This window comes from Microbulbifer sp. ABF4_143 (assembly GCF_056160225.1).
This window is the reverse complement of sequence record NZ_JBSWWT010000010.1, coordinates 144471-164936: the sequence shown is the minus strand read 5'-3', so window position 1 is coordinate 164936 and position 20466 is coordinate 144471. Positions and strand designations below refer to the sequence as shown.

The following is a 20466-nucleotide window of genomic DNA, read 5'->3' as shown; positions in this document are numbered from 1 at the left end:
CTTACGACGCCTGAGCGGTCGGCGCTTGTACTCGTTCGCTCTCGCTTTCGCGGGCACCCTCGCCGGCAACGGTCTCACCGGCGGCCGGGGCCTCGGGCACTTCCGCCTCGGCGGCCTGTACCGGCACGCCCGGGCGTATCTTCTGCAGCCCCTCGACGATGACCCTGTCTCCGGCCTCCAGGCCGCCCTCCACCAGCCACTGGTCGCCGATGGTGCGGCTCACCTGCACCGAGCGCTGGGCCACCAGGCCCTCCTCGGTGACCACCATGGCCGAGGTGTTGCCCTTCGGGTCCCGGGCCACCGCCCGCTGGGGCACCAGGATCGCCCGCTCGCGCACGCCGCTGCCCACCACCGCGCGCACGTACATGCCCGGCAGCAGCATATGGTCCGGATTGGGCACCTTCACCCGCAGCAGCACGCTGCCGGTGGACGGGTCCACGCTCGCCTCGGCGAATGCCAGTTCGCCCTTATATTCATACTCGCTGCCGTCCTCCAGCAGGATGGTCACCGGCAGATCCCGGTTCTCGACGGTGCCGGCATCCAGCGCCTTGCGCAGGCTGAGCAGCTCCGCGGCGGATTGCGTCAGGTCGACATAGATGGGGTCCAGTTGCTGCACCGTGGCCAGGGCCTGGGCCTGGTTGGCGGTGACCAGGGCGCCCTGGGTCACCGAGGACTTGCCGACACGGCCGCCGATGGGCGCGCTGATACGGGCATAGTCCAGTTGGATCTCGGCGCGCTGCAGTGCCGCCTTGGCCGCGGCCACATCCGCCTCGGCCCGCTGCAGGGCGGCCTGGGCGCTGTCGTTCTCCTGCTTGCTGACGGCGCCCGTCTGCGCCAGTTCCGCCGTGCGTTTCGCCTTCAGGCGCATCTCGTTCAGAACCGCGCGGGCGCTCTGCAGGCCGGCCTTGGCGCTGTCGTAGTCCGCGCGATAAGTGGCGTCGTCCAGCTGGTACAGGGGCTGGTGGGCCTGCACCAGGCCGCCCTCGCGGAACAGCTGCTCCTTGACGATGCCGTTCACCTGCGGGCGTACCTCCGCCACCTTGAAAGGCGCGGTGCGGCCGGGCAGTTCCCGGGTCAGGGTCACCGGCTCGGCCTTGAGCGTGACCACCGTCACCTGCGGCGCCATCATCGGCGGCGCCGCGGCCTCCTCGCCGCAGGCGGTGAGCAGTGCAGATGCCAACAGCAGGCTGACGAAGGCTTTCTTGTGCATGACTACCTCTATCTAGAGCGTCCGCCATCCGGGCGGGGCGGTGAAGCTGAATAAACTGTTCGAACAGACAGGTGAGTCCGACTCAGGGAGGCTCGCATTTTATGGGCATCCATAAATGCATATCAAGTATTCATTCATGCATGAATATGAATTAATATGCCGCCTGAGCCCGATAGCGCCCCGCGGCGAACAGGACACACCTCTGCGATGGTCGAAGTAGACCGCCGCAAATCGACCGAACGCAATCCGGCTTCGGTCAAATGCAGGCTTTTTGGGCTCAACTGACCTTTACGACTTTTATATCCGGTGGGAAGCCAATGGCCAGACGCAGAAAAGAGGACGCCCTGGAGACGCGCGAGCGCATACTGGACGCAGCCATCAGCGTATTTCACAAACACGGGGTCGCCCGCCCCTCGCTGACTGAGATCGCCGAGCTGGCCGGCGTCACCCGCGGCGCCGTCTACGGCCATTTCCGTAACAAGGCGGATCTGCTCAATGCACTGGCCGAGCGGGTACAACTGCCCGGCGAGAAGCTGTGCGAATCCGCCGGCGAGGAAATGAAAAAGGACCCGCTGGGGGTGCTGCGCACCCGCTGGCTGTGGCTGTTTCAGGAAGTGGCCTGCAACCGCCAGTGGCAGCTGATTCTGGAAATCATCTTCCACCGCTGCGAGTTGGTCACCGAAAGCGGCGAGATACACCAGCGCATGATGCAGGGCCACGCCGAGGGCGCCGAGCGCATGCGCCTGCTTATCAGCGCGGCGGTGGCCAGGGGCCAGCTGCCCACGGATCTGGATATAGACGTAGCGGTGCCGATGCTGCACGGCGCCCTGATCGGCGTGCTCGAGGACTGGCTGCTGCAACCGCATATCGGCGACCTGGGGGAACTGGGCGAGCGCTATATCGATGCGCTGATCGATATGGTGCGCTTCTCGCCGACGCTGCGCCGGCAGACTGCCGCGGCGGCAGCCCTTTGAGGCTCCGCCGACGCTGCCATTTCACGCCGTGAAACCGAGCAGCAGGTAGATTCCCAGTAACAACACAACCCCCGCCACCATACTGCCTGTCAACCAGCTGCGCGCCATCACGCCCTCGGGCCTGTGGTGGCCGGTGATTCCCTCGATCAGACTCCCGATCCCCTTCAGGGCGGCGCCGCGCAGTCGCTGGTCCAGGCGGAAGGCCCCGGCGATAAAACTGCGCGCGGTATTCGGCAGCAGGCGGCGATAGAACCACTCCACATCCAGGTTCACCGACGGCAGTTCCGGCGGGTAGTAGCGGCGCAGGTTCAGCCACACGAACGCCAGTGCGGAGAAGAACAGCAGTTGCAGCTGCGTCAGCACGTGGGTGACGTCGTAGGGCGTGTAGGAGACCTCAAACGGCAGCAGGCTGTACAGGGCCCGCGGATAGATGCCCACAAACAGGCACAGCGCCGCGGCAATGGACATAGCCACCAGCATATTGACCGGCGGCTCCTTGGCGCGCAGGCCCGAGTCGTGGGCAAAGAAGGCGAAGTAGGGAATCTTGATCCCCGCGTGGTGGAATACCCCGGCGGACGCGAACAGCAGTATCAACCAAACCCAGTCGTAGCCGTTTTTGATCGCCGCACTCATCACCATGGACTTGCTGACAAAACCGCTGAACAGCGGGAAGGCGGAAATGGACGCGGCGCCGATAATGCACAGCACCGTGGTCTTCGGCATCGTCTTGTAGAGCCCGCCCAGCTCGGAGCCGTTGATGCGCCCGGTCACGTGCAGCACCGCGCCCATGGACATAAACAGCAGGCCTTTGAAAATGACATCGTTGAAGGCGTGGGCCACGGCGCCGTTGATCGCCAGCGCGGTGCCGATACCGATACCCACCACCATAAAGCCGAGCTGGTTGATCAGGCTGTAGGCCAGCACCCGGCGCAGGTCGTTTTCGATCACCGCGTAGAAGATCGGGAAGCACGCCATGGCCGCGCCGATATAAACCAAGAGCTCCGTACCCGGGTAGGCCCGCGCCAGCGCGTAAACCGCCACCTTGGTGGTAAAGGCGCTCAGGAAAACGGTGCCTGTGGGGGTGGATTCCGGGTAGGCGTCGGTCAGCCAGTTGTGGAAGAAGGGGAAGGCGCACTTGATACCGAAGGCGAGGAAGATCATCCAGCCCTCGACCCCGCCGGAGCCGCCCTGCCCCAGGCCGATATAACCGAACTCCAGCGAGCCGTTGGCCTGACCGTAAAAGATGATGCCGCCGAGCAGCAGCAGACCCGACAGTATATGCAGAGTGAAATAGCGCAGCCCCGCCAGATAGGCGCGGCCGCTGCGGCGCGCCCAGATCAACATCACGGAAGTCAGCGCCAGCAGCTCCCAGAAGATGAACAGGGTCAGCAGATCGCCGGCTAAGACGGCGCCCAGGGCACTGCCGGCGTAGAGCAGGCTCACCACCTGTTGCAGCGAGTCGCGCACATGCAGCGAGTAGACGATGGCGATCAGCGCGGCGATATGGAACAGGTAGCCGAACAGCAGGCTCAGCCTGTCGGCGCGGAACAGCAGCAGCTGGAAATCCAGCACCGACCAGGCACCGAAACTGCCCTCGCCCAGAAGCCACAGGTTTGCCAGCCCGAGCAGCGGCACCGCCACCATCAACAGGCCGCGCGGCCAGCCGCGCAGGAAGAGCGCGGCCGCGGCGGCAACAAAAAACGGGATAAAGGGCGCTATCTCAAACATCGCTGCGCCCCTCCTCCGCCCTGCTGCTGTCCAGTTCCATTCGGTCGTAGTAGTCTTCCGGGCGCATCAGAAAGGTGCGCATCCACTTGGCAACGAATACCAGAATCACGCAACCGACAAAGCCGTAGAGCGGATAGAAGGCCGGCAGTCCCTCCCAGCGGAACTCCGTGTGCCGGTGCACGACGAAATCCAGCGCCACCAGCAGGGCACAGATACCGTAGAAAACGCGCAACACCAGGCGGATATTTTCCGGCTTGTCGAAGAAGTATTGTTTTTCCCCACTCATAGCGCACTAAATTCCGGCTTTGATCAGCTGATGGAAGGTATCGGGAAACAGCAGCAGGTAGACGCAACCCGCCGCGGTCACGGTCAGCGCCACTACCGATGGCAGGGGCGCCTCCTTGACCGCGGCAGCCCCGCCGCCCTCCGCAAGCGGCGTCTCACCGCCGAGGAAAGCGCGCAACGGAATCGGCAGCAGGTAGGCGATGCTGAGCAGCGAACTCGCCATCAGCAGCGCCATCAGCAGCCACTGCTCAGCCTCCAGGGTGCCCAGCATCAGGTACCACTTGCTCCAGGTGCCGCCGGTGGGCGGAATGCCGATGATGCACAGGCTCGCCACCAGGAAGGCGGTCATGGTGATCGGCATCTGTCGGCCCAGACCGCGCAGCTCGCCCACCTCGGTCTTGTGCGCGGCCACCAGAATGGCGCCGGCACAGAAAAACAGCGTGATCTTGCCAAACGCGTGCATCACGATATGCAGGGCACTGCCGGTCATGCCGGCGCCGGTCGCCAACAGTGCGCCCAGGGTGATATAGCCGAGCTGGCTCACGGTGGAATAGGCGAGACGCTTTTTCAGGTTCTGCTGGCGCAGCGCGACGATGGAAGCCAACAGTATCGAGGCGCCGGCCAGATACAGCAGCCACTGTGTGACGGGAATACTTTTCAGTGTGTCCAGGCCGAAGATCAGCAGGCAGACCTTCAGCAACACGAAGACGCCGGCCTTGACCACCGCCACCGCGTGTAGCAGCGCGCTCACCGGCGTCGGCGCCACCATCGCCGCCGGCAGCCAACGGTGGAACGGCATGATCGCCGCCTTGCCGACGCCGAACACATAGAGCACCAGCAATACCGACAGCAGTACCGTGGAAGTTTCCGGCGCGAAGACACCGCCCGGGCGGAACGACAGGGTGCCGGCCAGCAGCCAGGTGGCGATGATCGCCAGCAGGAAGAAGCCGACTGAAGTGCCCAGCAGCACACTCAGGTAGACCCTGCCCCCCTGCCGCGCCCTGTCGGTGCCGGCGTGGGTCACCAGCGGATAGGTGCACAGGGTCAGCAGTTCGTAGAAGACAAACAGGGTGAACAGGTTTTCGGCGAAGGCGATGCCCATGACCGCGGCGATCGACAGCGCAAACAGGCCGAAGAAGCGCGTCTGGTTTTGCTCACCGTGGCCGCGCATATAGCCGATCGCGTAGAGGGTGGTCACAATCCACAGAAAGCTGGCCACCAGCGCAAACAGCAGCCCCAGCGGCTCGACGCGGAAGGCGAGCGAGAGGCCCGGCAGTATCTCCAGCCAGTGGGCGGCTATCTCTGCGCCGTCGAGCAATGGCCGGTACAGGGACGCGACTGTCGCGAACAGGGCGGTTCCGGCCAACAGGGAGACGGACTCGCGCAGATTGATCCAGCGCGCCGTCAGCTGAATGCCGGCCAGCGCCAGCAGCGGAATCAGCAGCGCCAGTTGCAGCAGGGTGGAATGGCTCATTGCGCACCTCCGAGCAGGAACTGCGAGGCCGCAGCGGTGACCTCCACCGGCAGGCGGGTGTCGATACCGAAATACAGATTGGCGCCGATCAGCAGCCAGGTCGGGATCAACAGACCCAGGGGGGCCTCAATGCGCTCGGCCGGAGCGTCTCCCGACTGGAAATAGCCCGCTTCCACCAGTCGCCACACATAGGCCACGGCCAGCAGTGACCCCAGCACCACCAGTATCGCCAGCCACCAGAGGCCGCTTTCGATGGCCGCCGCGATCAGATACCACTTGCTGACGAAGCCGACGGTCAGCGGCATCCCGATCAGGCTGATACCGCCGACGACGATCGCCGCCATGGTCCAGGGCATGGTGCGGCCCAGGCCGCGGAACTGCTCGATGCGGCAGGCGCCGGTCCGGTACACCAGCGCCGCCAGGGCCAGGAAGAGGCCGCCTTTCATCAGCGCGTGGTTGAACAGATGCAGCAGCGTCGCCTGCACCGCCGCGGCCGTGCCTATACCGATACCGACCACCATATAGCCGATCTGCGCCACGCTCGAATAGGCGAACATGCGCTTGATATCCACCTGGTAGATAGCCACCACCGAGGCGACGAAGACACCCGCCAGCCCGAGGCCGATAAACAGTGCCTCCAGCGGCAGGCTCGACAGCGCGAAATCAACGCCGAATACGGTGATCGCAAAGCGCAGCAGCAGGTAGAGAGCCACCTTGGTGGCGGTCGCGGCCAGGAAAGCGGTCACGATCGAGGGCGCATAGCTGTAGGCGTTCGGCAGCCACAGGTGCAGCGGGAAGAGCGCCAGCTTCAGGCAGACGCCGACGACGATAAACGCAAAGGCCGCGAGCACCGTGGTCGAGCCGGAGAGCGCCGGCAGGCGTATGGCCAGGTCGGCCATATTCAAGGTGCCGGTCATCATGTAGAGGAAGCCGATGCCGATCAGGATAAAGGTGGCCCCTATGGTGCCCATGATCAGATACTGGAAAGCGGCCCAGAGCGCGCGCCTGTCCCGCCCCAGCGCAATCAGCGCATAGGTGGAGAGGGAGGAGATTTCCAGGAACACGAATACATTGAATACATCGCCGGTGGCGACTATGCCCAGCAGACCGGCAAAACACAGCAGGTACAGGGTGTAGAAAAGGGTCTGTCGATTCTCATCCAGCTCCCTCGCAACGCTGGTGTGCGCAGCTGCCAGCACCGCACTGCTGAGGGCGGTGACGATCAACAGCACCCAGGCATTCAGCAGATCGATGCGGTACTCGATGCCCCAGGGCGCATCCCAGCCGCCGAGCTGGTAGCTGATCGGCCCTTCGGCATAGACCTGTTGCAACAGCAGCACACTGACCGCCAGGGCCGCGACGCTGACTGCAAGCGTAAACAGCCAGGCCGGGCTGGAGCGGCGAATGATCAGGCAGGAAGGTGCCGCCATCAGCGGCAGAATTACCTGCAGTATCGGGAGGTGGCTCAACACGACTGCGCACCCTCCCCCTGATCGCCGGCCGCGGAGTCCGCCCACTCGCGCTCCTGGATATCCCGCTCCTCCACCGAGCCATAGGCCCGCTTTATGCGAATCACCAGCGCCAGCGCCAGTGCGGTGGTGGCGATGCCCACGACGATCGCGGTCAGAATCAACACATGGGGCAGCGGGTTCGAATAGAGACTCTCCCCCTCCGCCAGAATCGGCGCCGCGCCGCCCTCGACCTTGCCGACGCTGATATAGAAGATAAAAACGGAGGTCTGGAAAATATTCAGGCCGATGACTTTCTTGATCAGGTTGCCCTGGGCGATAACCATATAGAGGCCGATCATCATCAGCGCTATGACGATCCAGTAATTGTAATGTGATGCCAGCAACACCTTAACCGGCCCTCCCTGCGATCGACTCCTCCGCCTTCGCGGCGGCGCCCCGCCGCGAAGGCTGCAGCTGTGCGGAAAAGAGGTAAAACACCAGCAACATCACCGCGGCCACGGTGATGCCGACGCCCAGCTCTATGGCGATGATGCCGATATGCTGCCCGCTGACCGGATCCCCCGCCAGCCGGCTGTAATCGAGAAAATTCCGCCCGGTTGCCAACCCCAACAGGCCGACACTGCCATAGACCAGCACCCCCAGCGCGGCCAGCAGCTGTACCAGCCCGTTCGACGCCACCCGGCGCACCGCATCCAGCCCGAATACCAGCCCGTAGAGAATAAAGCCAACGGCAAAGATCACCCCGGCCTGAAAGCCGCCGCCCGGCCCGTATTCGCCGTGAAATTGAACATAGAGGGCGTAGATCAGGATGGGGGCAATCAGTATCTTGGCGATTACACGCAGCACCAGATGCTGGGACTGCGCATCCGCGGCGGACACAGCCGGCTGCCGGGCCGGGATCTCCTCGCGGCGGCCCGACAGCAGCGCCAGCACACCGAGACCCGCGCTGAAGATCACCACCACTTCGCCGAGGGTGTCGAAGGCGCGGTAGCTGGCCAGTACCGAAGTGACAATGTTGGGAATACCTATCTCCGCCAGCGACTCGCCGATATAGCGCGGCGCCACATGGGTGTGCGCCGGTGCATGCGCGGCGCCGAAGGCCGGCATATCCAGTGTCGCCGCCACCAGCAGCGCGCCTACGGAGACCACCAGCAGCAGCGCCGCCACGGCGCGGGTGGGGTTGGATCTCTGGCGGCGGCCGCACAGGGCCAGGGTCAGCAGGATCAGCAGAGGAGAAATACCCGCGCCGACCGCGGCCTCGGTAAAGGCCACATCCACCGCCCCCATGGTCACAAAGAAACTCGCGGACAACAGGCCGTAGATGCCGGCCAGCATGGCGGCCGCAAACAGGTCCCTGGTCCAGGCAATGGCCGCGGCAGTCACCAGCAACAGGGCGAGCAGCGCAATATCCAGTATCAGTTCCACGATCGGCTTCTCCCGCTGCCTGTCAGACGCGATCCGCGGCGGCCGCTTCCGCCGCGACTTCTGTTTCGACCGCCGCCGGTTCCCGATCCGATTCGCGGCGATGCGCACCCCGCTCCGCCAGCCGCAGGTCGCCGTGCTGCGCCGCCTTGGCCAGGGCGTGGCACGCCGTGGGGCTGGTGAAGAAGATGAACAGCAGTATCAGGCCCAGCTTGAACAGCGCCAGGCTCCAGCCGGCGATCAGCATCAATCCGCCGATGATCAGGAAGGAGGCCAAGGTATCGGTCATACCCGCCGCGTGCATGCGGGTGTAAAAGTCCGGGAAACGCAGCAGCCCTACCGCGCCGGACAGCATAAAGAAGCAGCCCGATGCCAGCGCCAATCCGCTCAGTATCACCAACAGGGTCTCAATCACCAATGGTGCCCTCCCCCGCCTCGCCACCGTTGCGGGAGCGGAATTCGAAATAGCGCAGCACGCCGATCACGCTGACAAAGTTGATCAGCGCGTATACCAGTGCAATATCGAGAAATTCCGGCTTGCCGAGGGTGAAGCAGATGACCGCGATCAACAACACCGTCTTGGTGCCGAACACGTTCACCGCGAGAATGCGGTCGTAAATTGTCGGTCCCAGCAGGGCCCGCGCCAGCGCCAGTGCCATAACCACCAGCAGCGCGATTGCGGTTGCCATCAGCATTATTGTTTCGGCGCTCCCAGTCGCTTTAGCCGCTTTTCCATGTCGCCGCGGCGCAGGTCGTCGAGCGATTCCGCCGTCAGGGCGTGTACCAGAATGGTGTCGCCATCGATATCCACGGCCACGGTGCCCGGTGTCAGGGTAATGGAGTTGGCGTAGAGCACCCGGGCGAGATCGCCGCGCAGGGAAGTCGCTACCCGCGCGCTGGCGGGACTGAGCGATGTATTGCCGCGCCAGACGCAGGCGGCCACCTCCAGGTTGCTTCGCAGAATTTTCCGAAACAGCCACCAGTAGTAGCCCGGCAGCGCGAGCAGCAGGTGCAGGGGCTGGGATTCACCGTCGACGAGCCCCATCCGGCGCGCCACAAGGACAACCAAAACCACCGACAGCAGCCCGAAGGTCAACAGGAGCGGCGAATAGTGGCCGGAATTGGCGAGCCAGATAAAGGCCAGCACCGCAAACAGAGAAATGGTGTAACGCATGGCAAACTCGCGCAGGTTCAACCGGCAGGCCGGTAACGCTGCGCCATCAGCTCCTCAGTACCGAATCGCACAGGTAGTGGGCTTCGAATACCCGGCGCAGCACATCGGCGGCACCGGTACCGGCGGGCAGTTCCCGCGGCTGGGCAGCCACCTTGGCGATCAGATCATCCAGGCGCTCCCCCTCGGGCAGGCAGTAGCGGCTGTTGAGCCTCTGTTCGGCGGCATCGGACAGCCGGCTGGCGCGGGTGCGTATGGCGCGGGCGACGAACCCGGACGGCCGCTCTTGCGCGGCCACTATCTCGTCGCTGGCCGACAGATAGCCCTGGATAAACGCCCGGCAGGTGGCGGCGGCGGCCGTATCCAGCCCCTTCTGGTAGGCACCGCAGGCCGATACCAGTGCCTCCGCGCCCAGCGGTTCCATTGCGGCCAGTGGCTGGCCGAGTGCCAGCGCGAGCGGCGCGCCTATACGGGTTATTAGTCGACGGACCAATGGTCGCTTTGTTCTCGCCATAGTTTGCCTGTTGTTCGTGCAACGTTATTCTCGGCAGCCGGATTACTTTGGCACTTTTACTGTGGCGAACATTGTCAGGACGGTGAAAAAGTGTGGAAAAGTTTGTCAAGCCCAACGCCCGGCGCTTGCCCCAACATCCTCGGAAACCGCGCAACTTGGCGCTGCACAGCGCCTTTGCTAAAGTCGTTGCTTCACACGCCGCGCCGCTGTGACAGCCGCAGTGGCCGCTGTCCCGGCCGCACGATTTGCAACATTTGCCGACCTACAGAAGTGACTCCTATGGGGGGACCCAAAGCCTGCGTACTGGTCGTCGACGACGACTGCGATATCCGCGCCCTGATCTCACGGCTTCTGACCGAGGAGGGTTATGCGGTGGAAGTGGCCGGTGAAGGCGAGGAGATGTTCGCGCTGCTGGGACAAAAGCCGGTGGATCTGGTCCTGCTCGACGTGATGCTGCCCGGCAGGGATGGCTTCGATCTCTGCCGGCAGCTGCACAGCGACGCGGGGATGCCGCCGGTGATCATGATCACCGCCAAGGACGACGAGATAGACCGGGTCGTCGGCCTGGAACTGGGCGCGGATGACTATATCGTCAAGCCGTTCAGCGGCCGCGAGCTGCTCGCGCGCATCAAGGCCGTATTGCGCCGCGCGCGGCAACCCGCCGCCGGCCGCCGGCGCGGCCACTTCCGCTTCGCCGGCTGGCGCTTCTATCCGGCCCAGATGGAGCTGATCGACGCAGACTCCACCGCTATCCCCCTCTCCACCAGCGAGACGGAACTGCTGCTCGCCTTTGTGCAGAACCCGCAGGTACCGCTGTCCCGCGATCGACTGCTGGATCTGACCAAGGGCCGCGACAGCTTCCCGTTCGACCGCAGTATCGACTCCCACGTCAGCCGCCTGCGGCGCAAACTCGGCGACGACGCGAAAAAGCCGGAGATCATCAAGACAGCCTGGGGCACCGGCTACATCTTTACCTACCCGGTCGAGGCAGAGTGAAAGTCCGCTTCCCGCGCACCATCCGCTCGCGCACGATACTGGTTCTCTTCTGCGCTTTCCTGCTGTCGCACACCGTCAGCCTGGCGATCTACGAGATCAACCGGGACAAGACCATCCTGCTGACCGAAGCCACCGACCTCGCGGACCGCATTGTCGGCGTGGTGGAACTGGCCCGAAGCTTCCCCGAGCGGGACCGCCAGCGCATACTCACGGCGGCGGAGACCCAGTTCCTCACCATGTTCCCCGAGCCCGGCAATCTCGACGACGAACGGTGCCGCGACAACGATTTCTCCCGGCGGCTGAGCGAGTCTCTCCGCGCCGCGTTTACCGAGGTACCCGGGTTCGACGCCCGCGTCTGCCTGCGCCGCCTGAAACCCTCGCCGCTGCTGGCGCGGCGCCAGCCGCAGCACGGTTTCGACGTCCTGGTTTCGATCAGCTTTCCCGACCACGAGCGCGCCGTCTTCCACGCGATACTGCCGGAGGGGGAATCCCTGATCCAGGATGCGGTGGTGGTCTACCTGCTGTTTTCCAGCCTGGTGGCCCTGCTGCTGGCGGGCTACCTGATCCGTAAAACGGTGGCCCCTCTCGGGAGGCTGGCCCGGGCCGCCGACAGTATCGGTACCAATATCGATGCGCCCGCGCTGCCGGAAAACGGTCCCGACGAAGTCGCCGCAGCCGCGCGCGCTTTCAATCGCATGCAGGAACGCCTGGCACGGCTGGTACACGGCCAGACGGAAATGCTCGCGGCCGTCTCCCACGACCTGCGCACCGCGGTCACGCGGCTGCAACTACGCGCCGAATTGTTGCAGGACCGCCAGGAGCGCGAAGGCATGTTGCGCGTGGTGGCGGATATGAAACTGATGACCCAGTCGGTGATCGATTTCGTCCGCGGCGTGGAACCGGGTGAAGTGCCGCGCAGGACCGACCTGCGCGCCATGGTGGAGAGCCTCTGCGACGACCTCCGCGAGGAGGGCTACCCGGTGCACTGCGATGCATCCGATGGCGACTTTACCCTCGACTCGCGCCCGGCTGCCCTGCGCCGGGGACTGCAAAACCTGATCGACAATGCGATCAAGTACGGCCGCGAGGCGCGGGTAACAGTGAGGGGCCGGGCGGACGCTATTCATATCTCCGTGAGCGACAGCGGGCCGGGAATCCCGGCGGGCGAACTGTCGGCGGTAATGCGCCCCTTCTACCGGCTGGAAAAATCCCGCAACAGCCGCACCGGCGGCATCGGCCTCGGCCTTTCCATCGCCGGCAATATCGTGCAGGCGCACGGCGGCGAGCTAGTCCTGGAAAACCTCGAGGACGGCGGTCTCTGTGCAACAATTCTGCTGCCCCGCCGGTGATCAGGCTCTACGCAAAGAAACCGCGCTGAAACCAGAACGCTCGCCGGAATCGCAGTCAAAGACCGGCGGGGTCCAGCCCGGCCATGAACGGCCGGGTCGCAAATCAAGCACTTAAATGCTTGATTTGTAGTGGAGGGTTCGCGGACATACGCCGCGCACCCGGCCCCTGTACTCGCCGCCGTGCACTATCCGGTACAACAGCGGCAGCACGAACAGCGTCAGCAGCGTCGACGAGATGATCCCGCCGATCACCACCGTCGCCAGCGGGCGCTGCACCTCGGCGCCGGTGCCGGTGTTGAGCGCCATGGGCACGAAGCCGAGGCTCGCCACCAACGCGGTCATCAGTACCGGGCGCAGGCGGATCAGGGCGCCGTCGACGATGGACGCCAGCAGCTCGCCCCCCTCCCGGTGCAACTGGCGGATAAACGACAGCATCACCAGGCCGTTGAGCACCGCGACGCCCGAGAGCGCGATAAAACCCACCCCCGCGGAAATGGACAGCGGCATGCCGCGCAGCCAGAGTGCCAGCACGCCGCCGGTCAGCGCCAGGGGCACGCCGGTAAAGATAATCAGCGCATCCTTCAGCGAGCCGAAGGCCATCACCAACAGCCCCAGGATGATCACCAGCGTCAGCGGCACCACCAGGGACAGGCGCCGGCTGGCGGATTCCAGCTGCTCGAAGGTGCCGCCGTAATCCAGCCAGTAGCCGGGCGGCAGCTGAACCTCCGCGGCGATCCGTTCCTTTACCTCGTCGACGAAGGAACCCAGATCGCGGTCGCGCACATTGGCGGTGACCACCACCCGGCGCTTGCCGTTCTCACGGCTGACCTGGTTGGGGGCCGGGGCCATTTCCAGGCTGGCCACCTCCGCCAGCGGCACGAAACCGCCGCCGGGCAGCGGCACCGGCAACTCGCCGAGGCGGTCCAGGTCGCGGCGTATCTCTTCCGGCAGCCGCACTACCAGCTGGAAGCGGCGGTCGCCCTCGTAGATAAGGCCGGCGGACTCGCCGCCGATGGCGGTGGCCACCAGGTCCTGCAGCGCCTGCAGGTCCAGGCCGTAGTGGGCCAGCTGGATGCGCTTCGGCACCACCGACAACACCGGCAGCCCCTCCACCTGCTCGACGCGCGCGTCCGCGGCGCCGTCTATGCGCTGCAGCAGGGTGAGAATCTCTGTCGCCGATACCACCAGTTGGTCCAGGTCGTCGCCGAACACCTTGATGCCCAGGTCCGCGCGCACCCCCGAGATGAGTTCGTTGAAGCGCATTTCGATCGGCTGGGTGAACTCGTAGTTGTTGCCGGGCAGCAGGCGCAGCGCCGCCTCGATCTCCCCGATCAGTGCATCGCGGGGCTTGTCCGGGTCCGGCCATTCAGAGCGCGGCTTCAGGATCACGAAGTTGTCGGCCACGTTCGGCGGCATCGGGTCTGTGGCCACCTCCGGTGTACCAATCTTGGCGAACACCTTGTCCACCTCCGGAAACTCCACAATGCGCCCCTCGAGAATCTCCTGCATGGCCACCGACTGGTCCAGACCGGTGCCGGGAATGCGCAGCGCGTGCAGGGCGATATCCCCCTCGTTTAGCCGGGGAATAAACTCCGAGCCGAGGGTGGTGGCGAGCCAGGCACAGAAGAGCACCAGTGCGGCGGCGCCGGACAATACCAGCCAGCGCATCTTCAGCGCCGCCAGCAGCAGCGGTCTGTACAGGGACTTGGCCGCGACTATCAGGCGGTTTTCCCTTTCGCTGACCTTGCCAGTCAGGAACACCGCCACCGCCGCCGGCACCACCGTCAGCGACAGCGCCAGCGCCGCCAGCAGCGCCATCACCACCGTGGCCGCCATCGGGTGGAACATCCTGCCCTCCACCCCGGTCAGCGAGAAGAGCGGGATATAGACCACCGTGATAATCAGCACCCCGAACAGGCTGGGGCGTATCACCTCGTTGGTGGCGCGGAATACCAGCTCCAGCCGCTCATTGAGCGGCAGCGGGCCGCCATTGCGGCGCTGGGTCTCCGCCAGGCGGCGGATGGCGTTCTCGACGATGATCACGGCACCGTCGACAATCAGGCCGAAGTCCAGCGCGCCCAGGCTCATCAGATTGGCGGACACGCCGGTCTGCACCATGCCGGTGATGGTGGCCAGCATCGACAGCGGAATCACCGCCGCGGTGATCAGCGCCGCGCGGAAGTTGCCCAGCAGCAGGAAGAGCACCGCGATCACCAGCAGCGCGCCCTCCACCAGGTTTTTCTGCACCGTCGCGATCGCCTTGTCTACCAGGGTGGTGCGGTCGTAGACCGCCTCCAGGCGCACCCCCTCGGGCAGGGACGGCTCTATATCCACAAGGGCGGCGGCCAGGTCCCGGGCCACGGCGCGGGAGTTCTCCCCCACCAGCATCATCGCGGTGCCGAGTACCGTTTCGCGGCCGTCGCGGGTGGCGGCGCCGGTGCGCAGCTCCCTGCCGATGGCCACCTCGGCGATATCCGCGATCGTCACCGGCACCCTGTCGCGGTTGGCGACGACCACCTGGCCTATATCGTCGATATCCGCGAGCTGGCCCGGCGAGCGCACCAGCAGCCGGCGCCCGTTGGCCTCAACGAAGCCGGCGCCGCGGTTGTCGTTGTTGCGCCGCAGGGCTGAGAGCACCTCCTCCATGGACAGGCCGAAGGCGAGCATTTTGCGCGGGTCCGGCGTCACGTGATACTGCTTGTCGTAGCCGCCGATGGTGTTGATTTCGATCACCCCGGGCACCAGCGCCAGCTGGGGTTTGATGATCCAGTCCTGTATCTCCCGCAGGGCGGTGGCGTCATAGGGGCGGCCGTCCGGCTGGGTCGCGCCCGGCAGCGCCTCCACCGTGTACATGAAGATCTCGCCTAGGCCGGTGGCGATGGGCCCCATCTCCGGCTCCAACCCCGGTGGCAGTGCGCCCTTGATCGCGCCCAGGCGGGCGTCGATCAGGTTGCGGGCGAAATAGATATCGGTGCCCTCCTCGAAAACCACCGTCACCTGGGACAGGCCGTAACGGGACAGGGAGCGCGTATAGGCCAGGTTGGGCAGGCCCGCCAGCGCCGCTTCCACCGGGTAGGTGATGCGCTGTTCCGCCTCCAGCGGCGAGTAGCCGGGGGCTTCGGTATTGATCTGTACCTGCACATTGGTGATATCCGGCACCGCGTCTATGGGCAGTTGCCGGTAGCTCCAGAGCCCCACACCGACCAGTACCAGCATCAGGGACAGTATCAGGTAGCGCCGCTCTATCGAGAGGCGCAGTATGGCTTCAATCATGACCGGCCTCCGTCAGTGGGCATGTTCAGCCCCGGATTTTTCGCCCGATTTTTCGAGATGGGCCTTGATCAGGTAGCTGTTGGCGGTGACATAGCGCTCGCCGGGCTTCAGGCCGCCCAGCACTTCGGCCGCGCGGCCGTCGGAGCGGCCCAGTGTCAGCGGCCGCACCTCATAGCCATCTCCGGTCGCGACAAAGACCACCGTGTCATCGCCGAGCGGCTGCAGCGCGCGCTGTTCCACCAACAGCGGCACCCGCACCCGCTCGACGAGCACCCGGCCCTCGAGTATCAGGTCCGGCGGCAAGTTGAGCTCGCGGTTGTCGAAGGGCGCCCGCGCCAGCAGGAAAGGCCGCCCCTCGATGCCCGGCACCAGGTTGGCAATCTGTGTCTCCACCTCCTTTCCATCGGCGCGGAGGATCACCTTCTGGCCGCGGGCTATCTGCGCCCGCTGCGCAGGGAAAACCCGCAGTTCCACCCACAGCTGGTCGTAGTTGGCGATGGTGAACAGCTCGCGCTCGCCACTGTACTCGCCGCGGCTCGCCTGCTTGTCGATCACCAAGCCATCGATGGGCGCCGCAATCCGGTAGACCTGCAGGCTGTCGTTGGACTCCACTTCCGCCAGCGTCTGCCCCTGGCGCACCCTGTCTCCCACTTCCACGGCCACCGACTTGATCGGCCCCGGGTAGCGCGCGCGCACATGGCTGAGGCTGCCGTGGGCCAGCGCCGTCACCCCGTAGAGGGTGACCGAACGGCGTATCTCGCCAGGGCCGGCAACGGCGGTCTCTATCCCGACCCTGGCGGCCATCTCGGCGCTGATCTGCACTCTGCCCGCTTCATGCCCGTCGTGGTCGCCGTCGGCATAGGCCGGAACGGCGCCGCACAGCAGCGCCAGCAAAGCCAGCGCGGCGAAAAAGTTTTGTAATCTGATGCTCGTAATCATCGGTAATCCGGTCATTTTATTTGCTCGGTTCCTCGCCCGCCGGCAGCAGCGGTGCAGCGGTCATTTGTTCGATTTCAGCGCCGAAGCGCAGCGCCGCGCTGGCGGCCTCTATCTGCGCGCGGCGGGCGCCGATCAGTTCCTCTCTCGCCGAGGCCCATTCCAGGTAGGAGTAGCGGCCGCGGCGGTAGGCCCGCTCCACTTCCGCCAGAGCCTCGCGCAGGGTCGGCACCACGCTGCCCCGCAGGGCCTGCACCGCGGCCAACGCCTGCTCGCGGCCGCTGACCGCGCGGAACAGGCGGCTCTTCAGGCGCAGCAGTGCCGCCTCGCGCTCCTGGGCCACCCGCTCCCGCTCCGCGGTAGCGGTGGCGATGGCGCCGGCGTTGCGGCGCGCCGGAAAGAGCGGCAGCTCGAAGCCGGCCACCAGGGTGGTCTCATCAATTTCGCGCGAGCGGCGCACCCCTAGGGACCAGCCGATATCCAGGGCCGACTGTGTCTCGGCCAGGCGCAGCTCGGCCGCGCGCAGGCGCTCCTCGGAGGCGAAGCGGGCTATCGCGGGGTTCTGCTGTGCGCGGGCGTAGAGTTCGTCAAAGCCCGCCGCGGGGGGAAAGCGGTAGAGCTCGGCGGAATCCAGTTGAAAGGAGGAAGCTTCGCCGCCCCACAGGGCGGCCAGCGCCAGCCGGTGGTAGGCCAGCAGGCGCTCCTCGGACTGGACCGCGAGGCGCGCCTGCGCCAGCGCCGCGCGGGCGCGCAGCGCCTCGGCCCTGGGCGAAGCGGCCGCTGCTACGCGGCGCGCCACCGCGTTCAGGGTATCGCCGGCGAGGGCGACCGAGTCCCGCGCCAGCGCCAGTCGCTCCTGGGCCGCCAGCACTTCCACATAGCGGCGAATCACCTCGCCGAGCAGGTCCAGGGCCAGGGCCTGTTCCTCCGCCAACAGCAGGTCGCGCCGGGCGGAAACAGCATCCACCCGCGCTCCGCGCTTGCCGCCCAGCTCGATCACCGAGGACAGTGACACAGTCAGCTCTGCCTCGTCGGCGCCGCCCTCGCCGGCAAAGTTTTCCAGTTCAGCACCGAATGCCAGCGGCGGCCGCAGCGCCGCTGTCTGTGCCCGACCGGCCAGCGCCGCATCCCGCAGGCGGAATATCCCCAGCTCCGGATTGCGGGAAAGGGTGCGGTCAATGGCTTCGACGAGGGTGAGCTGTACCGCCGACCCGGGCGGTTGGGCCAGGACCTTCGGCATGCAAGATATCAACGGCGCCAGCGCGAGCAGCGCGGCACGCCGAAAGTGCGCGCGAAATACGCGCGCAAGAAAAGACAACATAAAACACTCCCGAGTTACATCGTGAAAGGCGCGCGCTGCGGGCTAATTGAAGGCGCGCTATTTAGGGCGTAACTCAGGCGATGGGCGGGCGGAAAAGCGCGGAGAAATAACCGGAGGAAAAGGCGGGGTTGTCCGCGTCCCGCAACACGCGGGAGCCGGAATCGAAAAAGCGCGGGGGTTGACCGAGTATGCCGACCACGCCGACGCCGTGACAGTGACAGCAGTGATGGCAGAAGTCCGGTCCGTCCGGGTGCGATGCAAGCCCGGCAGTGTCGGGGTTGGGGGAAATTTCCACGCCTTCGGTGCCATCCAGGTGGTGCGGCGGCACATGGGTGGCGACATCCTGCAGTTCTTCGTGACTATCGTAGAAAGCCACCGCGGTCTGGAAAACCAGCAGTGCAATCAGCAAACAGCAGAGTCGAAGGGGGTTCATTGCAGGAGTGAATCGCGCGGGGAATTTACTAATGACTCTAGCAAAGCCGCCGCCCGTGCTCAACTGTGCGGGAGCGCTCCATTGAATCGACAGCCGGACTGTGTCGCCACAGCACAAGCAGCGCGCCGGGGAAGCGGATCGCCGGTTGAACCTCACCCACTTTAGCGGTTACCGATGTCTAACCGATAACGTCGGGCAACGCCCCCTCAGAAAACGGCTTTCTTTGTAAGATCTAAGGCCAGTGCGGGATATGGCCGATGACTCCTGCACGCCGCCTGTGTGATACTGCATCAATACAGCCATTTCCGCTCCATACGCATGTTCAGAATCACAGCCGCGCTAAAAGCTCCCGGGCATGTGGGCCCCCTGCTACTGTTGGCCGCCATCTCACTCTACTGGTTCTGGGATCCGGGACTGGAGCAACTGCTGATTTACGACCGGGCGCTACTTGACCGGGGCCAGCTGTGGCGCCTGTTCAGCGGTCACCTGGCCCACGCGGGTACGCAGCATCTAATGCTGAATAGCGCCGGCCTTACGCTGCTGTGGCTACTGCACGGTTCCCACTACACCACCGGAAATTTTTTCGCTGCAGTGACGCTGATCGCTCTCGGTTGCAGTCTCGGACTCTATTTTTTTTCACCCGCGACCCAGTTGTATCTTGGCCTGTCTGGTGTGTTGCACGGCATGGCCATCTGGGGCGGCTACAGAGACCTATTGGCCGGTGGTCGGGCCGGTTACCTCTTGGTCGCCGTAATATGGATAAAGGTGGTCCGCGAACAGATGAAGGGGGCGAACGAATCTATGGCCGAATTAATCGGTGTCCCGGTAGCCATCGATGCGCACTTTTGGGGAGCCGCTGCGGGGTCGCTGTTGTGCCTGGGTATGCTGGCTTGGCGACACCTAGTGCGGGAATTTGCGAAGCCGCAGCTCAATACCGACTAATCTTAAAAAAGGTGCCCTACGCAACATCGCATAGTCAAGGTGAACTGAGATTCATATCGCCGAATACCGCATTGATTGCATCGGCGTAAGACGCGACTCCGGGCGAGTTGTCGAATTCATCGTAGAGCCACATAAATCCGCCCTCTATGCCGCACGACTCTGCCCAATTCCGCATACGGCTTTGCACCTCCGCCGGCGAAAGCTCCCGCGACCAGAGCCCGGCTACCAGTGGCAGGCCCAGATCCCAGTTGCAGGGGTTGTTGGCGGCGCCGCCGTCGTAGACCTGCAGGTAGCTCAGGTCCACCGCGCCGCGGCGCGCCGAGTTCACCCGATCGACGAAGGATTGCCAGAAGGCTCTATTCTTGTAGGGAACTATCGCCGTCTTAAAGCCGATATCGGCCAACATCACGTGGAATGGCACTGCGGAGTCGACGTCGTAAGTGCCCTCGTCGTCGTTGTTCAGCGCATCCACCGCGGGAAATGCCGCTCTCAGCGCGCGAAAATTCCGGTACAGGATACTGCCGCTGCCGGTACCGCAGTGGCTCTCTTCGCAGGCCAGCAGGTCCCGCACATTGTCGTATGTCGCCGAACCCCAGCCGCTGAGTCCGAACTCGACCCGGGTGATGGAAGTGTCGCCGGTTTTCAGTGAGGCAATATCCTCTCTGAAATGGGGGTAAAACTGGTCACCGATATAGACTCCATCCTTTACTAGTGGAAACTCGGCATTGAACCCCAGGGAGCCGTCCGCCTCGATATGAATGGTCCAAACGATAACGTGGGTGAACCCGGACGATTTCAGCTCGTCGATGGCGTAATCCCGTTTCTGATAGACGGGTCCGCCCGCATAGACGCCGGAAACGGCATGGGACACCAGGGGTGCAACCAACAACAGACATAAACCGATTAAAGCAAATCCCTTCTTCATCTTACCCTCGTGGATCTTTTACTTTTAACCCAACCACCGGG

At 64.6% G+C, this 20466-nt stretch carries 20 protein-coding genes; 4 read left to right on the top strand and 16 right to left on the bottom strand.

Annotated features, from left to right (window positions below; translation table 11 throughout):
* Position 1 precedes the first annotated feature (1 nt).
* Positions 2-1210 carry an efflux RND transporter periplasmic adaptor subunit gene (locus ACXAF3_RS10175; protein WP_475112185.1) on the bottom strand — a complete coding sequence of 403 codons (1209 nt, stop codon included), beginning with the start codon at positions 1208-1210 and terminating at the stop codon, positions 2-4.
* Between the two features lie 317 nt (positions 1211-1527).
* On the opposite strand from ACXAF3_RS10175, the gene ACXAF3_RS10170 reads away from it, so the two are divergent.
* Positions 1528-2184 (top strand): TetR family transcriptional regulator, encoded by a 657-nt coding sequence (locus ACXAF3_RS10170; RefSeq protein WP_475112184.1) that lies wholly within the window; start codon positions 1528-1530, stop codon positions 2182-2184.
* 21 nt (positions 2185-2205) lie between these two features.
* Here ACXAF3_RS10170 and ACXAF3_RS10165 read toward each other — a convergent pair whose 3' ends face one another.
* From ACXAF3_RS10165 to ACXAF3_RS10120, 10 genes are read right to left on the bottom strand one after another with little or no spacing between them, the layout of a single operon-like run.
* Entirely contained in the window at positions 2206-3912 is a 1707-nt protein-coding gene (locus ACXAF3_RS10165; RefSeq protein WP_475112183.1) for a Na(+)/H(+) antiporter subunit D, read from the bottom strand.
* Positions 3905-4198, bottom strand: coding sequence for a hypothetical protein (locus ACXAF3_RS10160; RefSeq protein WP_475112182.1), 294 nt, complete (start codon positions 4196-4198; stop codon positions 3905-3907). Before ACXAF3_RS10160 ends, ACXAF3_RS10165 begins: the two co-directional genes overlap by 8 nt.
* Before the next feature lie 6 nt (positions 4199-4204).
* Positions 4205-5671, bottom strand: coding sequence for a proton-conducting transporter transmembrane domain-containing protein (locus ACXAF3_RS10155; protein ID WP_475112181.1), 1467 nt, complete (start codon positions 5669-5671; stop codon positions 4205-4207).
* Complete coding sequence (locus ACXAF3_RS10150) at positions 5668-7143, bottom strand: monovalent cation/H+ antiporter subunit D family protein (RefSeq protein ID WP_475112180.1); 1476 nt, start codon at positions 7141-7143, stop codon at positions 5668-5670. Before ACXAF3_RS10150 ends, ACXAF3_RS10155 begins: the two co-directional genes overlap by 4 nt.
* A complete protein-coding gene (locus tag ACXAF3_RS10145; RefSeq protein ID WP_475112179.1) occupies positions 7137-7529 on the bottom strand; it encodes a cation:proton antiporter subunit C in 393 nt (130 codons plus the stop codon). The genes ACXAF3_RS10150 and ACXAF3_RS10145 overlap by 7 nt, the downstream gene beginning before the upstream one ends.
* 1 nt (position 7530) lies before the next feature.
* Complete coding sequence (locus ACXAF3_RS10140; RefSeq protein ID WP_475112178.1) at positions 7531-8568, bottom strand: DUF4040 domain-containing protein; 1038 nt, start codon at positions 8566-8568, stop codon at positions 7531-7533.
* Positions 8569-8590: 22 nt separating this feature from the next.
* Entirely contained in the window at positions 8591-8980 is a 390-nt protein-coding gene (gene mnhG / locus ACXAF3_RS10135) for a monovalent cation/H(+) antiporter subunit G (protein ID WP_475112193.1), read from the bottom strand.
* Complete coding sequence (locus ACXAF3_RS10130) at positions 8973-9254, bottom strand: MrpF/PhaF family protein (RefSeq protein WP_475112177.1); 282 nt, start codon at positions 9252-9254, stop codon at positions 8973-8975. The genes mnhG and ACXAF3_RS10130 overlap by 8 nt, the downstream gene beginning before the upstream one ends.
* A gap of 5 nt (positions 9255-9259) precedes the next feature.
* The gene (locus tag ACXAF3_RS10125) at positions 9260-9739 is read right to left on the bottom strand and encodes a Na+/H+ antiporter subunit E (RefSeq protein WP_475112176.1); all 480 of its coding nucleotides are present in this window, start codon (positions 9737-9739) and stop codon (positions 9260-9262) included.
* Between the two features lie 46 nt (positions 9740-9785).
* Positions 9786-10229 carry a hypothetical protein gene (locus ACXAF3_RS10120; RefSeq protein WP_475112175.1) on the bottom strand — a complete coding sequence of 148 codons (444 nt, stop codon included), beginning with the start codon at positions 10227-10229 and terminating at the stop codon, positions 9786-9788.
* Between the two features lie 300 nt (positions 10230-10529).
* Here ACXAF3_RS10120 and ACXAF3_RS10115 point away from each other — a divergent pair, with 300 nt between their 5' ends.
* On the top strand, positions 10530-11246 hold the full coding sequence (locus ACXAF3_RS10115; protein ID WP_475112174.1) for a response regulator: 717 nt from the start codon (positions 10530-10532) through the stop codon (positions 11244-11246).
* Entirely contained in the window at positions 11243-12595 is a 1353-nt protein-coding gene (locus ACXAF3_RS10110) for a sensor histidine kinase (protein WP_475112173.1), read from the top strand. Before ACXAF3_RS10115 ends, ACXAF3_RS10110 begins: the two co-directional genes overlap by 4 nt.
* A 111-nt stretch (positions 12596-12706) precedes the next feature.
* On the opposite strand, the gene ACXAF3_RS10105 is transcribed toward ACXAF3_RS10110, so the two are convergent.
* The 4 genes from ACXAF3_RS10105 to ACXAF3_RS10090 form a co-directional block, all read right to left on the bottom strand.
* Positions 12707-15868: an efflux RND transporter permease subunit gene (locus ACXAF3_RS10105; RefSeq protein ID WP_475112172.1), complete on the bottom strand. Its 3162-nt coding sequence runs from the start codon at positions 15866-15868 to the stop codon at positions 12707-12709.
* Positions 15869-15880: 12 nt separating this feature from the next.
* Positions 15881-16807, bottom strand: coding sequence for an efflux RND transporter periplasmic adaptor subunit (locus ACXAF3_RS10100; RefSeq protein WP_475112171.1), 927 nt, complete (start codon positions 16805-16807; stop codon positions 15881-15883).
* A 16-nt stretch (positions 16808-16823) separates the two neighbouring features.
* Positions 16824-18125: a TolC family protein gene (locus tag ACXAF3_RS10095; protein ID WP_475112170.1), complete on the bottom strand. Its 1302-nt coding sequence runs from the start codon at positions 18123-18125 to the stop codon at positions 16824-16826.
* A gap of 73 nt (positions 18126-18198) precedes the next feature.
* Positions 18199-18534, bottom strand: a complete 336-nt coding sequence (locus tag ACXAF3_RS10090) for a hypothetical protein (protein ID WP_475112169.1) — start codon at positions 18532-18534, stop codon at positions 18199-18201.
* 303 nt (positions 18535-18837) lie between these two features.
* Between ACXAF3_RS10090 and rrtA the strand changes: the two genes are divergently transcribed.
* Positions 18838-19500, top strand: coding sequence for a rhombosortase (gene rrtA, locus ACXAF3_RS10085; protein ID WP_475112168.1), 663 nt, complete (start codon positions 18838-18840; stop codon positions 19498-19500).
* Positions 19501-19534: 34 nt separating this feature from the next.
* Here rrtA and ACXAF3_RS10080 read toward each other — a convergent pair whose 3' ends face one another.
* A complete protein-coding gene (locus ACXAF3_RS10080) occupies positions 19535-20389 on the bottom strand; it encodes a hypothetical protein (protein ID WP_475112167.1) in 855 nt (284 codons plus the stop codon).
* Positions 20390-20466: the final 77 nt, after the last annotated feature.

Excerpts from the sequence above, each read along its gene's own strand:
- ACXAF3_RS10175 (WP_475112185.1), bottom strand. The coding sequence starts at position 1,210 with ATGCACAAGAAAGCCTTCGTCAGCCTGCTGTTGGCATCTGCACTGCTC.
- ACXAF3_RS10170 (WP_475112184.1), top strand. The coding sequence starts at position 1,528 with ATGGCCAGACGCAGAAAAGAGGACGCCCTGGAGACGCGCGAGCGCATA.
- ACXAF3_RS10165 (WP_475112183.1), bottom strand. The coding sequence starts at position 3,912 with ATGTTTGAGATAGCGCCCTTTATCCCGTTTTTTGTTGCCGCCGCGGCC.
- ACXAF3_RS10160 (WP_475112182.1), bottom strand. The coding sequence starts at position 4,198 with ATGAGTGGGGAAAAACAATACTTCTTCGACAAGCCGGAAAATATCCGC.
- ACXAF3_RS10155 (WP_475112181.1), bottom strand. The coding sequence starts at position 5,671 with ATGAGCCATTCCACCCTGCTGCAACTGGCGCTGCTGATTCCGCTGCTG.
- ACXAF3_RS10130 (WP_475112177.1), bottom strand. The coding sequence starts at position 9,254 with ATGGCAACCGCAATCGCGCTGCTGGTGGTTATGGCACTGGCGCTGGCG.
- ACXAF3_RS10125 (WP_475112176.1), bottom strand. The coding sequence starts at position 9,739 with ATGCGTTACACCATTTCTCTGTTTGCGGTGCTGGCCTTTATCTGGCTC.
- ACXAF3_RS10115 (WP_475112174.1), top strand. The coding sequence starts at position 10,530 with ATGGGGGGACCCAAAGCCTGCGTACTGGTCGTCGACGACGACTGCGAT.
- ACXAF3_RS10105 (WP_475112172.1), bottom strand. The coding sequence starts at position 15,868 with ATGATTGAAGCCATACTGCGCCTCTCGATAGAGCGGCGCTACCTGATA.
- ACXAF3_RS10100 (WP_475112171.1), bottom strand. The coding sequence starts at position 16,807 with ATGATTACGAGCATCAGATTACAAAACTTTTTCGCCGCGCTGGCTTTG.
- ACXAF3_RS10095 (WP_475112170.1), bottom strand. The coding sequence starts at position 18,125 with ATGTTGTCTTTTCTTGCGCGCGTATTTCGCGCGCACTTTCGGCGTGCC.